This window comes from Blautia sp. OM06-15AC, assembly GCF_003481425.1.
Lineage (GTDB): Bacteria > Bacillota > Clostridia > Lachnospirales > Lachnospiraceae > Fusicatenibacter > Fusicatenibacter saccharivorans.
Genome location: NZ_QULD01000007.1, coordinates 89,907 through 104,499, shown reverse-complemented (window position 1 = coordinate 104,499; position 14,593 = coordinate 89,907). Strand labels below are relative to the sequence as shown.

Annotated in this window: 12 protein-coding genes and 2 tRNA genes; 4 read left to right on the top strand and 10 right to left on the bottom strand. The window is 49.4% G+C overall.

Going from position 1 to position 14,593, the window contains the following annotated elements; genetic code table 11:
* Nucleotides 1-40: 40 nt before the first annotated feature.
* The 5 genes from DXB83_RS10565 to DXB83_RS10550 all read right to left on the bottom strand — a co-directional run bounded on the left by DXB83_RS10565 (nt 41) and on the right by DXB83_RS10550 (nt 3,514).
* Nucleotides 41-1,000, bottom strand: a complete 960-nt coding sequence (locus tag DXB83_RS10565; RefSeq protein WP_118697581.1) for a hypothetical protein — start codon at nt 998-1,000, stop codon at nt 41-43.
* A gap of 18 nt (nt 1,001-1,018) precedes the next feature.
* Nucleotides 1,019-1,591 carry a M48 family metallopeptidase gene (locus DXB83_RS10560; protein WP_118697580.1) on the bottom strand — a complete coding sequence of 191 codons (573 nt, stop codon included), beginning with the start codon at nt 1,589-1,591 and terminating at the stop codon, nt 1,019-1,021.
* Between the two features lie 156 nt (nt 1,592-1,747).
* Nucleotides 1,748-1,885 (bottom strand): hypothetical protein, encoded by a 138-nt coding sequence (locus DXB83_RS16480; protein ID WP_156327580.1) that lies wholly within the window; start codon nt 1,883-1,885, stop codon nt 1,748-1,750.
* A 22-nt stretch (nt 1,886-1,907) separates the two neighbouring features.
* Nucleotides 1,908-2,663, bottom strand: a complete 756-nt coding sequence (locus DXB83_RS10555) for a transglycosylase domain-containing protein (RefSeq protein WP_070103231.1) — start codon at nt 2,661-2,663, stop codon at nt 1,908-1,910.
* Nucleotides 2,664-2,953: 290 nt separating this feature from the next.
* On the bottom strand, nt 2,954-3,514 hold the full coding sequence (locus DXB83_RS10550; protein WP_022461328.1) for a biotin transporter BioY: 561 nt from the start codon (nt 3,512-3,514) through the stop codon (nt 2,954-2,956).
* Between the two features lie 278 nt (nt 3,515-3,792).
* On the opposite strand from DXB83_RS10550, the gene DXB83_RS10545 reads away from it, so the two are divergent.
* Nucleotides 3,793-5,166, top strand: coding sequence for an MATE family efflux transporter (locus DXB83_RS10545; RefSeq protein ID WP_055220022.1), 1,374 nt, complete (start codon nt 3,793-3,795; stop codon nt 5,164-5,166).
* 200 nt (nt 5,167-5,366) lie between these two features.
* On the opposite strand, the gene DXB83_RS10540 is transcribed toward DXB83_RS10545, so the two are convergent.
* Nucleotides 5,367-7,796 (bottom strand): glycoside hydrolase family 3 protein, encoded by a 2,430-nt coding sequence (locus DXB83_RS10540; RefSeq protein WP_118697579.1) that lies wholly within the window; start codon nt 7,794-7,796, stop codon nt 5,367-5,369.
* 395 nt (nt 7,797-8,191) lie between these two features.
* Between DXB83_RS10540 and DXB83_RS10535 the strand changes: the two genes are divergently transcribed.
* From DXB83_RS10535 to DXB83_RS10525, 3 genes are read left to right on the top strand one after another with little or no spacing between them, the layout of a single operon-like run.
* Nucleotides 8,192-9,307 (top strand): MGDG synthase family glycosyltransferase, encoded by a 1,116-nt coding sequence (locus DXB83_RS10535; protein WP_118697578.1) that lies wholly within the window; start codon nt 8,192-8,194, stop codon nt 9,305-9,307.
* A gap of 6 nt (nt 9,308-9,313) precedes the next feature.
* Entirely contained in the window at nt 9,314-9,970 is a 657-nt protein-coding gene (locus DXB83_RS10530) for a glycerol-3-phosphate acyltransferase (protein ID WP_243108911.1), read from the top strand.
* A gap of 55 nt (nt 9,971-10,025) precedes the next feature.
* Complete coding sequence (locus DXB83_RS10525; RefSeq protein ID WP_118697577.1) at nt 10,026-11,213, top strand: pyridoxal phosphate-dependent aminotransferase; 1,188 nt, start codon at nt 10,026-10,028, stop codon at nt 11,211-11,213.
* Nucleotides 11,214-11,484: 271 nt separating this feature from the next.
* On the opposite strand, the gene DXB83_RS16475 is transcribed toward DXB83_RS10525, so the two are convergent.
* From DXB83_RS16475 to DXB83_RS16470, 4 genes are all read right to left on the bottom strand, one after another.
* Nucleotides 11,485-11,603 (bottom strand) — tRNA-Phe (locus DXB83_RS16475).
* A 280-nt stretch (nt 11,604-11,883) separates the two neighbouring features.
* Nucleotides 11,884-12,573 carry a hypothetical protein gene (locus DXB83_RS10520; protein ID WP_118697576.1) on the bottom strand — a complete coding sequence of 230 codons (690 nt, stop codon included), beginning with the start codon at nt 12,571-12,573 and terminating at the stop codon, nt 11,884-11,886.
* 97 nt (nt 12,574-12,670) lie between these two features.
* Nucleotides 12,671-14,158 (bottom strand): DUF2828 family protein, encoded by a 1,488-nt coding sequence (locus DXB83_RS10515; RefSeq protein WP_243108908.1) that lies wholly within the window; start codon nt 14,156-14,158, stop codon nt 12,671-12,673.
* 188 nt (nt 14,159-14,346) lie between these two features.
* Nucleotides 14,347-14,467 (bottom strand) — tRNA-Phe (locus DXB83_RS16470).
* Nucleotides 14,468-14,593: the final 126 nt, after the last annotated feature.

Genomic DNA, 14,593 nt, shown 5'->3' with positions numbered 1-14,593 from the left:
GTACCATCATCCCCGGCAGCTTCGGCACTTCCGATGACATTTACTCTGCGCCTACCCAGATGCCGTCTTTCCCGCAGAATCTGCGCTCTTTTGATAAATCCAAAACGTTTTCCATCCGCTTTAAGATCTGATCGTACTTCCCTTCCCGCATCAATGCAATCGTCACCTGATCCGTTCCGATCTGCAGATGGCGGAAGCCGCGTTTTCCTTCCTCCGTCCACGGCAGAGTCAGCTCCAGTTCAAAGCCGCCGCTGCTTCCGTACAGCTCACCCGGCTGTTCGTCCGCAAACAGCTCGAAAAGCGGCTGATAATATGCTTTGAAATAATTCTCCTCTGGAAACCAAAGTGTCCCGTCCCCGGTCCGCTCCGGCTCTTTTACAACGGCATTCAGATAGCCTCTCTCGTAATACGTCATGCACGCCGCGCTCTTCGCCAGCGGATTTTCATTGATCTTCTCGATCTCCGACGCCGCCCGGCATCCGTTTCCAAAGGCCGCCTGGCTGTTCTCGCTCCTGCCGACCGGCTCCCAGACGCTCCATGCGTTCTGCTTTCCGTATCCGATCAGATCCTGGCGGTATGCACCGTTGTATTTTACAAATTTTTTCTCCCCCGGCTGCTCGATCAGGTTCAGCGGTACCATACAGTCAATTCCGTACAGCTTCTGCGCAATCAGCCGCGTGTAGATGATGCCGAGATAATGACAGATTGCACTGCGCTCCGCCGTGTCGAGATACATAATCTGCTCCGCTTTTACCAGCTGGTCGCCGCGTGTTTCGAGCACACTCTCCACCATCGCAATCCGTGACTGCAGCTCCGCCTTCCGTTTTCCGCGGTAGCGCGCCGACAGACGGCCGTACGGCATCGTGCTTGCAAGAACCGCGTGCAGCAGCTCCAGATTCGTGTATTTGATCATAATATCTTTCTTATTTAAACCGAGCTCTGCGTCGGTATCGACTTCCGTCACATTGATGATATATGTTTTTTCTTCGGTCAGTATCATTTGTTTTGCCTCTCTTTTTCAGTACTCTCTTCCATGCTCCTTCAGCCAGCTCTGCCACACTTTGTAATCGGGAATCTGCTGTGCCACCACCGCGTAAAACCGCGCGGAATGGTTCATCTCTTTCTGGTGCGCCAGCTCGTGGATAACGACGTAATCCATCACGCGCTCCGGCATCAGCACCAGTTTCCAGTTGTAGTTCAGGTTTCCGGCGCTGCTGCAGCTGCCCCAGCGGGTTTTCTGCTCACGAATTGTGATTCTGCCATACGTTACGCCCATCTCTTTTGCAAAATGTGCCGTCTTTTCCGCCAGCATCTGCGCCGCACGTTTAACCGCCGCTTTTCGTTCTGCTTCCGTCAGACGGTTCGCTGCTTTCTGCTCTGCGGCCGCCAACGCTTTTTCCCGGTGTGTGTGAATCCAATCCTGTTTTTCTTTTAAGAATGCTTCGATTTTGTATTTTGCCATCCGTTTCGGTGCGCGCACCACCACGCTTCCACCCGCTTTGACCTGGACGGCGAGCGTTTTGCGGGCGGAATACACGATCTCATAGGGAATCTGTTTTAAAATCCGTTCTGCGCTGTCTTTCTGTTCCATTTATTTTTCCTCAAAAGCTGTCTGTTTTACCATTTTTTTACCTGTTTTTCATTATACCTTTTTCCCGGCGGAAACGCAATCGGATTGCTCACAGAAAAAAACGCGAGCAGAATCACCGTTTTTCTTCCGGCAATTCTGCTCACATTTTTCTTTCTCTTATTTCAGCTCAATTTTTTTCTGCTTTCTTCGGATGCACAGCCTCACAAATAAAATCGCCGCCTGCACACAGAGAATCATCACCAAAATTCCAATCATGGACAGCGCTGTTGCCCCCAGTCTGATCAGTTTTCCCATTCTTTTTTCCTCACTTTTCTTTCTATCGTGCCAGAACCGGATCGGCTGCCGCATCCCACAGCAGGCTGTCCGTCTCACTTTGTTCCAGGTATCCATATTTTACCATTGCCGCCAGCACCTGCTTTTCCCGCTGCAGCGCCAGATCCGCGTGGCGCGACGGCGCGTAGGCGGACGGTGCATTCGGGATTCCGGCGAGGAGAACGGCTTCGCTGTCGGTCAGCTCCTGCGGTTCTTTCCCGAAGTAGCCAAGCGATGCTTCTTTCAGTCCATAGTAGCCATCCCCGAAATAGATGGTATTGATGTACAATTCCAGAATTTCTTCTTTCGAGAGCTGCCGTTCCACATAGAGTGCCGTCCACGCCTCTGCCGCTTTCCTGGCAAATGTCTTATTCTGATCGTAATACATGTTTTTTACCAGCTGTTGTGTGATGGTACTGCCTCCCTGCTCCGGTTTCATCACGCGGATATCATGTACAACGGCCCGCGCCATGCTGATCCAGTCTATCCCGTGATGTGTGTAATACCGATGATCCTCAACAGCAAGCACCGCTTTTTTGTACAGATCCGGCACCTGTTCAAGAGAAGCCCACTGTGCTCCGCTTCTGGCTTCCTCTACTGCCTGCGCGAGCGGCTTTTCCTTCACTGCCTTCTGATAGGAAACATATCCCTGGATTGCCCAGAACATTCCGGCCGTCAGCAGGATCAGGCAGAAAAATGCCAGAAAACCTCCAACCATTTTTCCCGCTGTTCCCCGGTGTTTTCGTGTTCTTTTTCTCATGGTTTCAAACCCCTTTGTTGTTCTTTCCTGCTTTCTATCCTACCATATCTCCCTTAACGCCTTCTTGCCTCTTTCTTAGGAATTCATTAAAATTTTGAAACTGTATGAAATGCATTTTGCACGTTTTCAAATAACCGCTGCTGCTGCGGAATACTTTAACCGAATCAGGCAAGTAGCGAAGCGGATTGCGAATATCCGCTTGACAAAACAGAAAAAGACAGACACCTGGCAGATTGTCAGGATGCCTGTCTCTTGTTTTTATCTTTTGGTTTTTCAGAAACGCTCTGTGATTATGCTGCGGTTCCGTAGTTCATTACATGAGCTGCTGACAGTGCTTTTCGAACGGCTACACCGAGAATTTCAGCTACTACAACGGAAATCACATCTTTTACGATGTACGGAACGGAAACTGCAAGGAACGAAGCCGGGATCGTGTTTCCTGTTACAATGGAAAACTGTACCACACCGAATGCGTGACATACCGCAAGACCTGCGATTCCAAGAACGAATGGTTTGCCCGGGAAGCCTTTTTTAATTCCGGCACCGCAGAGCATTGCCATCGGAATAAATCCGAAAATAAAGCCGCCGGCCGGTCCGAGAAGAGCGCCGAAGCCACCGCTCATGCCGGCATAAACCGGAACGCCGATCGCGCCGAGGATCAGATAAAGAGCGGACGATGCACCTCCCAATTTCCAGCCAAGCACGTAGCCGCAAAATGCCATTGCAAAGGTCTGCAGCGTCACCGGAACGCCGGTCGGAAGCGGAATCGTCACAATGGACAGTACCGCAAGCACTGCCGTCATCATGCCGGTCAGTACAATCTGTTTTGTTGTAAGTTTTGATTTTTTCATGAATGTAAGTCCTCCTCGTAGGTTCTTGTATGCAATTCTTTCTGTCTTTGAATTGTTAACCTTGTTACAATATAGGTTAATATTTCATTTTTGTCAATCTCTTTTTTAAAAATGCAGAGAGTTCTGCTACGATTCTGTTACACTTCCTGAAAATAGCGGTCACCCTCTTGTTTTCTGTTTTCTTTCTATGGTATACTATATAGTCTCGGAGTTTTTCCGGGAATTTTCACCCGATACAAACGATGAACTTTTACCTCATTTGAAAGGAGATACCCTCTATGAAACCTTCCGAAAATCCTCTCGGCTCGGAACCGGTCAGCTCTCTTTTGCGGCGTTTTGCGATTCCGAGCGTCATCGCGATGCTCGTCAGCGCCCTCTATAACATGGTAGACCAGCTCTTTATCGGTCACAGCATCGGCGTGCTCGGAAACGCAGCGACCAACGTAGCGTTCCCACTCAGCATGGTCTGCACATCCATCGGTCTGCTCTGCGGCATCGGCGGTGCTGCAAACTTCAATCTCTGCATGGGCAGACGAGAGCCGGAGCACGCGAAATCTTATGTTGGAAGTGCCATCTCCATGCTGGCAATCCTCGGTGTGATTCTCTGCGTTGCCGTTCAGCTTTTTCTGCGCCCGATGATGCTTCTCTTTGGTGCAACACCGGACGTCATTGATTACGCCTGTACTTACACCAGAATCACCTCCATCGGCTTCCCGTTTCTGATCGTCACAATCGGCGGCTCCAACCTGATCCGCGCGGATGGCAGCCCGAAATTTTCCATGCTGTGCAACCTGGTCGGCGCGATCGTCAACACGATTCTCGACCCGCTGTTCATCTTCGTTTTCCACATGGGCATGGCAGGTGCAGCGCTCGCCACGATCACCGGACAGATTTTATCGTTCGCGCTCGTTGTCTTCTATCTGCGCGGTTTTAAGACGCTGCCGCTCTCTCTTTCCGATCTGAAACCGAACATGGCCTGCTGGGCACGGATTGCTGCGCTTGGTGCAACTCCTGCGTTCAACCAGGTGGCAATGATGGTCGTTCAGATCGTTATGAACAACACACTGACCCACTACGGTTCCAATTCCGTCTATGGAAGCGACATTCCGCTTGCATGCGCCGGCATTATTTCAAAGGTGAATATGCTGTTCTTCTCCTTTGTCATCGGCATTTCCCAGGGACTTCAGCCGATTGTCAGCTTCAACTTCGGTGCGCAGAAATATGACCGCGTGAAGGACGCCTATAAAAAAGCAGTTTTTGCGGCGACTGCCATTTCCATCGTCGCCTTCCTCTGCTTCCAGTTCTTTCCGCGCCAGATTATCGGCATTTTTGGTTCCGGTTCAGAAGAGTACCTGCATTTTGCAGAGCGGTACTTCCGCATTTTCCTGTTTTTCACATTCCTGAACGGTATCCAGCCGGTCAGCTCGAATTTCTTTACCTCAATCGGAGCACCGAAGAAGGGTATTTTTCTTTCGCTGACGAGACAGATTATTTTCCTGCTTCCGCTGCTGCTGATTTTTCCGTATCTCTTCGGCATTGACGGCGTGATGTACACTGCACCGATTGCAGACCTTGCAGCCGCATCAGTCAGCATCGTTATGGTCGTGCGGGAATTTAAGATTATGGCAGAACTACAGAAGGCTGCCGCCTGAAAACAGTTTTTTTCCTGTAGTTTCCGCTCGTTTTTACTGCGCTGCGGTCGCCAGAGTCTTGCTACAGATCATTGCCGTGTAAACAGGAAAGAATCCTGTCCGGAAAGTAAAAAATCGTATGCTGTTGCTTTTTCCACAACAGCATACGATTTTTTTATGTGTTATCCACACTTTTCTTTATTTATTCACATGCATCCACATCAGTCCATGCGAAGAATCATGGTCAGGATTCGTTTTGCACAAAGAGCGATTTCGTCGCGGGTGATGTATCCCTTCTCAAATGCCTCCTGTACGCGCTCCTCGTATCCGTTTGCCATCTTGATATCATTTCCGGCTTTTGTCTCGCGGTAATGCTCGCCGTGTGTCCACCAGTCGGTCGTTACCATTCCCTTAAAGTCCCACTCACCGCGCAGAATACCGGTCAAAAGATCCTTGTTCTCAGATGCCTGAACGCCGTTGATCAGGTTGTAGGACGACATGATTGTGTATGGATCTGCCTCTTTTACGATGATCTCGAAGGCTTTCAGGTAAATCTCACGCAACGCACGCTCGGAAACGCGGGAATCGCTGTCTTTTCGGTTTGTTTCTTTGTTGTTGCAGCAGAAGTGTTTCACACTTGCCCCGATATGCTCGGACTGCATACCGCGTACCATTGCCGCACCGGATTTTCCGGCCACAAGCGGATCCTCGGAATAATACTCGAAGTTTCTTCCGCAGAGCGGGCTTCTGTGAATGTTGACAGCCGGGGTTAGCCAGATGCCGATATTGTTTTCTTTGACTTCCTCTCCGCCGGCTTTACCGATCTCTTCGATCAGCTCCGGATCCCAGGTGCAGGCAAGCAATGTTGCACACGGCCATGCGGTCGTGTTGACGCCACACTGCGGCTGAATGCGAAGGCCTGCCGGTCCGTCTGCGGTCATGATATTCGGGATGCCGTACTCAGGCAGATTTCCCATGCCAAACGTGTTGGCAACTCCTGTGTTCGGCTGGCCGCCGAGCAGATGAATAAGTGCTTCTGTCGGAAGCTTATCTACAAACTCGTCGAGCGTTTCTTTTCCTTCGACCACATTCATCAGGTTCGGATTCGTCTTTGCTGCCTCCATAAGCTCGCCAAAACTCTTTCTCTCCTGTGCTTTGACTGCCGGGAGGAAACCCTCCAGAGTCAGCTTATCCTGACGCTCCAGTCCTTCTTCCTCGACAGGGCCGTTATCGGTCGGAAGCGCTTCGTAGGTTCCATCCGCAAGGAGACGTTTTTCCAGCTTATGCGGAGCGGCAAGGCTGGTGTACTGTGCAGTCACTTTTGCCTCTGCCAGATCGTAGGTGAAGTCCAGTTTCTTCGCATCTCTTACATTGTTTCCAACGTAGAAAACGTAGCTTCCTGCCTCAAGAACATAGGCAGATTTTGCAACCTTTCCAAGGTCATCAAAAGATGCCATATCTTCCACTGTAAAGGAAAGAACGACTCTCTGTGTCTCGCCTGGCTGCAGCAGTCTTGTTTTCCGGTAAGCGCCAAGCTCTTTGGCCGGTTTGCCAAGCTTGCCCTGCGGTGCGCCGTAGTAGAGCTGTACAACTTCTTTTCCGGCACGTTTTCCAGTGTTGGTAACAGATGCTTTTACAACAATCTTTCCGTCCTTCTCTTCTGCACCCAGAACCTCTGTCTCAAAGCTGGTGTAGGAAAGGCCGAAGCCGAACGGATAATTGACCTTCTCCGCTGCGCCAGGAATCGTCTCGAAATAACGGTAGCCAACGTAGATATCCTCGTTGTAATCCACGTAATAAACGGATTTATGGAAGTTCTCGGTGGATGGATAATCCTCGAGGGTTGCTGCGTAGGTATCAACCAGTTTACCGGATGGGTTGACGTCGCCTGTTACAACGTCCGCTGCCGCGAGGCCGCCTTCCATGCCGCCCTGCCATGCCATCAGCACCGCCGGAATCTCTTTGCAGTCTTTGAACCAGCTGGTATCAACCATACCGCCGACGTTCATGACAACGATGACATTTTTAAAGTTTGCTTTTACTTTTTCTACCATGGCTGCTTCGCCGTTTGTCAGGCAGAAGTCGCCGTTTTCGAAGATGCTGGCGCTCAGCTCGATCTGTTTTTTCTCATCCTCAAACAGCTCATAGCCTTCCTCGGTGATCTGGCATTTGCGGTCCCAGCCCTCGCCGGAGAAGCGGCAGATGGTGATGATTGCGGTATCGGTATATGCTTTTGCTTTCTGTACCAGCTCGTCCGGTACTTCCGGCTCTCTTGTCATGCCCGGTACCGCACCTGCAGCATACTGTTCTTTTACATTTTTCTCATAGAATTCCGGAAGTTCATGGAACAGAGAAACCTCCCCCTCGGCTTCTTTGATCTTCATGCCTTCGTAGAAGTTGCGGATATACTCGACCGTAACGTCACCGCTTCCGCCGCCGCCTTTTACGTAATCAATCGTTCCTTTTCCGAATAAGGCTACCTTTGTGCCTTTTGCGAGCGGCAGTGTGTCGTTCTCGTTTTTTACCAGAACCATACCCTCGCCTGCTGCTTTTCTGGAAAGTGCGATATGTTCAGCGCTTCCTGTTACCCTTTTTCCGTCTTTTCCCAGCGGCAGAACCGGCTGGTAAAGACTTCTCTGCCATTTACCCATTTTAAGTTTACCTCCTTATGATCTGGTGCGCCGATCGTTTCCCGAACGCGCCCCATTCTGTCTCTATGATACGAAGTTTTGGATGGGATGTCAATTTATTTTTCAGCATTTTATCCTGTTTTTTGTTTCTTTTTCTTTCAGTTTTATTCTATTTTACCAATTTTTTCAGGCACCAGTCGTTTTCCTTCCTTTCTCTCAAAATCTTGATCCGCAGGCGGATGCTCCGTCTGCGTCTCCCCGATATTTCTGCTGCCTGCCGCCTTCCTGTTATATCAGACACTTTTCTCCTTTTGTGGATTGCCCGAAATATAACAGCGTTCTATACTAGAGCGTGTCTGAAAAATCTCGTGATCCTGTTTCTTTCGGAGATACAACAAAAGAATGGAGTTTTTCTTATGAAGGTACTGATTTTATCCTGCAATACCGGCGGCGGCCACAATGCTGCGGCCTCTGCATTAAAAGAAAGTCTGAATTTCTATCACCACGAAGCCGAGGTTCTGGATCTGATGAGCCTCGGGCGAAAGCATACCTCCGCACTGGTCGGCGGAGCTTATGTGAAGCTTGTCTCCGTTTTTCCGGCCGGCTTCGGCGCACTCTATCAGCTTGGTGAGCTGGTACGGAAATTTCCCTGGAAATCCCCCGTTTACTATGCAAATGCGCGGCTTGGAAATGCACTTGCAGATTATATTGATCAAAACCATTTTAATGCCGTTGTCACCACACATCTTTATCCGGCGGAAACACTGACCTGGATGAAACAGAAAGGACGGCTGACGATTCCCTGCGTTGCCGTTGCCACCGATTACGCATGCATTCCGTTCTGGGAAGAGACGAACTGCGATTACTATGTGGTTCCGCACAAGGATCTGATCCCGGAGTTTGCATCCTGCGGTATCCCGGAAGAAAAACTGCTTCCTCTCGGTATTCCGGTGCGGCCCGCATTTGCGCGCCCTGCATCCAAAGAGGATGTGCGCCGCCATCTCGGTCTTCCCGAGAATGCTCCGCTGTTTCTCGTCATGAGCGGCAGTATGGGATTCGGCAAAGTGCATCTGCTCGCACATGAACTCGTTTCCCGGCTGGAAAACGGCGAACAGGCTGTGATCATCTGCGGAAATAATAAAAAACGGATGCGTTCGCTCCGGCTGCAGTTCCATAAGAACCCAAATGTACATATCATCGGTTTTACACGCCACGTTGCGGAATATATGGCCGCTGCCGATGTGCTGTTTACAAAGCCCGGGGGCTTAAGCAGTACCGAGGCCGCTGTGCGGCGCGTTCCGCTCGTCCACACTGATCCGATTCCGGGTTGCGAAACAAAAAACCGTGCTTTTTTTGTCTCACGCGGAATGTCCGTGACCGGCGCACATCAGAAAGAGCTGGCAGAGGCCGGTATTTCGCTTGCCTGCGATGATGCACGTCAGATTGCGATGCGCGATGCCCAGCATCAAAACAGCCATCCGCAGGCGGGAACGTCAATTACACACCTTTTGGAAAAATTAGTTTCGGAGTAACTGCTTATGATGCTTACTGCTTATCTGTTTTATAGTTTCTTCGGGTACCTCTCGGGCAGCGTACTGTATTCGTACCTGATTCCAAAATACTTCTGCCACGTGGATGTCCGAACTGTGAATGAAGATCAGAATCCAGGCGCCTTCAACGCCTTTTCAGTGGCTGGACTGCGGATTGGACTGCTCTGCGTCCTGTGCGATATCGGGAAGGGATTTCTGCCGGTGTTTCTGGCGGCGCACAGTTCCGCTGTTTCGATGGGTTCCTGGATTTTCGCCCTGATTCTGCTCGCCCCGGTGGCCGGACACGCATGGCCGTTTCTGCAGCCTGCGAAAGGCGGAAAGGCGATCTCTGTCTCGTTCGGCGTGCTGCTCGGCCTCCTGCCGGATCTGCGGCCGGCGCTTCTTCTGGCAGCGTTTTATCTGACGTTTTCGTTGATTCTCATTATCCAGCCACACAGTCTGCGCTCGATCGTTTCGTTCTCCGGGTTTGCCGTTGCCGCACAAATTTCCCGCTTTCTTCCGTCCGTGCGGCTCGGCAGTCTGCTGGTATCACTCGTAGTGTGCTTCCGCCATCTTTTCAGCCTGCGGGAGCATGAGACCGAAAATGCTGCATTTACAATTCAGTCTTTGTCTGCTAGAATAAGGAAAAAGCAGAAAAAAGAATAATATTTACAGTTCATTTAAAACAGCGGCAAACAATTTACTTCAGGAGGATTGACACATGATTTCAGAAAAAATGGTAACTCTCGGCACAAAAAAATCGGTAATCCGCGAGATTTTCGAATACAGTAAAAAACGCGCTGCCGAGATCGGCTCAGAAAACGTCTTTGATTTCAGTATCGGAAACCCAAACGTGCCGGCTCCGGCCTCCGTTCATGAGACCATCAAGGAGCTGCTCGATTCCAAAGACGATTACTATCTCTTCGGCTACACCTCCGCGCAGGGCGATGCCGATACCCGCGCCGCCGTTGCAGCCGACCTGAACAAACGCTTTGGTACCGCGTTCCATGCCGACAACTTCTATATGACCTGCGGTGCAGCCGCTTCGCTCCGCATCGTCCTTGGCGCTTTAACCGTTCCGGGCGACGAGTATATCGTATTTACCCCGTACTTTCCGGAATACCGTGTTTTCATCGAATCTGCAGGCGCAGCCATGATCGAAACGCCGGCTGATTCTTCCACGTTCCAGATCGACTTTGACCGCCTCTCGGCCGCTGTCACAGCGCACACCAAAGGTGTTTTCGTCAATTCCCCGAACAATCCGTCCGGCGTTGTCTACACCGAAGAAAACATTCAGAAGCTCGCTGCTTTTCTGGAAACAAAATCTGCCGAATACGGTCATCCGATTTATCTGATCGTTGATGAACCGTACCGCGAGCTTGTCTACGGAGACGTGGAAGTTCCGTATCTGACAAAATATTACAAAAACACGCTGGTCTGCTACTCCTACAGCAAATCCCTCTCCCTGCCTGGCGAGCGTATCGGCTACGTTCTCGTTCCGGATGAGGTCGATGATGCAAGAACCATCTACGCAGCCGTCTGCGGCTCCGGACGCGCCCTCGGCTTCGTCTGCGCACCAAGCCTGATCCAACACGTCATCGCCAAATGCGCAGGACAAGTTTCTGATCTTTCGGTCTACAAAAAAAACCGCGATCTGCTGTATGATTCATTAACCGCCTACGGCTTCACCTGCGTTCACCCGGACGGTGCTTTCTATCTCTTCATGAAAACTCCGGAACCGGACGCGTATGCATTCTGTGAGAAAGCGAAAAAATACGAACTTCTTCTTGTACCCGGCGATGACTTCGGTGCACCGGGATTCGTACGGATCGCGTACTGCGTTACCACTGCACAAATTGAGCGGGCACTGCCGGCGTTTAAGGAACTGGCGGGAGAGTATTTTGGATAATTTTTCAACTGTCAACTTTTCTTAAATAGATGTTGGGGTCAAAAGGCTTTTTGACCCCTTTGACCCCGGTATCTTACATATAGTAAAAAACGGACACTGCTTCATCTTTGAAACACAGCGTCCGTTTTTCTTTTATTCTCCTACATCCTGTTTTCCAATCACAACTTTACATCTTTTCTTCCACATCCCTGTTCTGACACACGCATACCGCTCGCTTTCGATGATCTGTTCCATCGCTGCCGCTCCTTTCTTTTGAGCTATCTCAATCGCATAAGGCGGGCAGGACTTGAACCTGCATTCTGTGCCTTATCCTCTACGAAAAATTTGCTGTACGTTCCACAAACATGAAACATTTTTCTGCACAGGTTTTGCCCGTTAAACTACCGCCTTATTTTCAGCCACATTTTTTGTGGATACTGATGTGTATCAAATGCTGTTCCACTCTGACTTGCTTTATATCATCGGTGGAGATGCTATTTTCCTGCCTCAGCCTTCTCTCTAAAGCTCAGGATTTCCTTCAGAGACCTTGGTTCATAATTCATCCATGGCTTCATACATCCCACATTGTATGCCTGCGGTCTGCACTCATAAATGTGTCTGCTGCATTCCTGCTTTCTGCACGTCTCTGTTCTTTTTGTGAATGTCCGTGCTTTGTTCTGTATATACTATATTACATATTTTCGATTTTTGCATTTAACTTCTGGTTTAATTTTTCATGTGATATGTTTTCTGGTTTTTCCCAGCTCCACACAGTACTGTCCAGACCTGATTTCCCTTTGGACAGTGCCTTTAGCTCTTCCACGCAGAATTCCGTCGCGCGTACGATGTACTCGTTGGCCATTTGTCTGGTAAGGATGGACAATTTCTCTTCTTTTCTCTGGACGAATTCCCCGCGGACTTCTTTTATAAGACCTTTCACATCGAATTCAGCAAGCTGTGCCAATGGCTCTTCTGTAAGATCCAGCTCCTGGATCATTTCCTGGGAAAGGCCATATTTTTTCGAAACATATTCATTTAATATCTCGTAGTCCCGATGCAGTTTTTCTACATTTCCAGGAACGCTCGAATTCCAGCCATGCTCCCCATACATAAATCTCCGATATAGCATATCCTGGATCAGATGAAGATAATAGCCGAGATATAAATCATCCTTCTCCATGTATTTCCCGTATCTGTCGCGGAAACATTCGAGATCGTATGTGTATCTGGTATTTTCGCAGATTTTCTTCTTTAAATGGCTATTTCCCGCCACCGCCCCATCCGGCAGAATCACCCCAAGAAACAGGCGGTTGATATCTCGAAACGAGACTTCCTTTCTCATCTCCTGTACAATTGCCAAGTGAATCATGCTTGATGCCATAGTGTCCTCTTTTCCTTTATTCTTCTACATTCTATTTTCCAATATCAGCTTTACATCTTTTGAAAGCTTTCTATCCATACTGCTAACTTTAACATTTTCATGCCGCATTTCCAGTTCTGACGCATGCGTACCGCTCGCTCTCAATCACTTTTTCCATCGATTTGACCGGTGTGCTGTCAATATTGTTCAGGAGATTCTGGAATGTCGTAACCGACTGGCCGCTGTATAGCTGGACACCTTTTCTCCGACTGTCGGCATGGAAAATATCGTTTCGGCTGTCTACATTCCAGAAAATAATATTCGGCAATTGGTAGCCGCAATACTCGTACTTTTCTTTCATATGATCATAAAACATCCAATTGCGGTCTCCGCATCTGTCGATCTCCATGTCAGATACAACGATCAGCGCTTTCGGCATTTCTTCCGGCGGTACATCGTGATCCATCGCTGTTTCCAGAACCCGCTCAAATGCAGCCTGAAGATTAGTATTCATCCCCCATTCCGTACGCTCGACGTATTTGATTTTCTGCAACAGGGTTTCCCCTCTCAGAGAAACAAATTCCGGCTTCTGGCTGAACGTCATGAAAAGATTGTGGTAAGCGCCCCGGTTCCGCTCTGCAAAGTAAATAGCAAGACCAATGGATGTCGCCAAGGGTCTTCCACTCATGGAACCGGAAACATCTGCAATGACAATTGCATTCGTTTCCTGCGCCACATAATCCGGCAGCTGCCTCCACTGCGCCTCCAATACCTGATTCCATTGACGTCCATACAGAACTTTTTCCACGAGATCGTACGGGTACAGCGTCTCCGCATGAATCTTTTCTTTTCCATCCAGTGCCTTCGCCAGATACTGGTTAAAACGCTTTTCATCATGTTTTCGAAATGCGTTCCTGTAAATCATCATGGCTCTTCCGGAGACCTCCGGGTAAACGATCTCCTCCCACTTTCCTTCTGACATTTTCACTTCCAGCACACCGATATATTTCCGCAGGGAACGGACGATTCTTTTGAAGTTGTAAACCGGATAGCCGAGTTTCTGCGCCGTCAGAATGCCGAGTTTTCTCGTCTCCGTATTTTTAGAGTCTGCCGTTTTGATCCATTTAGCAAGCAGGGAAACGCTTTTTCCCTCCTGGAAGTTTTTCAGATCTGCTTCCAGCTGCTGCTTCATGGCACTCCACATCTCGTCCTCAACGCCAGTTCCGATCAGGCAGTACCAGTCGTCAAAACGGCCGAAAACACCAATCAGGTCAAGGTTGGCAATGACTGCCTGCGGATGGTACTCGGCAAGATACTGTAGTAGAATCCGAAAGACACGTCTCTCGCCGAGACCTTCCCGGATATCACGCGCATAAAACAGGATTTTCAATGCGAACAGCGGGTCTGCCTGATATGCTTCCGCAAACAGAAGCTCAATTCTTTCCGGATCCGCTCTGCGCAGGGATCCAATTGTCGCAAACAGATCCAGCCGCGCATCGCCGGTTGTGTTCCGTGCTGCTGCTCCATTTTCTGTATAAGTTTTTGTCGCCTGCTCCCGTATCCATTCTGCAAAATCCATCGCTGCCGCTCCTTTCCTTCGTTCCACTGTTTTCTCCAGACATCCTTTTCTGGATCTATGGACTCCATTCTTTCTCGTTTGCTCTTCTGTTTTTTCTGAGTGAGGGCCGGATTTGAACCGGCATCTTCGCCATTACCACTGGAAAAAAGTTTGCCGTTACGGTCACGCACATGACCGTTTTTTCGCGCTCTTTCTTTTAAGCTACCTCACTCGCGTAAGGCGGGCAGGACTTGAACCTGCATTCTGTGCCTCCCTATTCTCCTAAAAAGTTGCTGTGTGTTCCACAAACATGAAACATTTTTTCTGCACAGGTTTTGCCCGTTAAACTACCGCCTTATTCTGTTATTTTAGTGTTTCTGTCTTCTGTCTCCAGCTCAGGATTTCCTTTCGGGATCTTGGTTCATAATTCATCCATGGTTTCATGCATCTTTTCCAGATCATTTTCTGTAATAGCATTTTTCC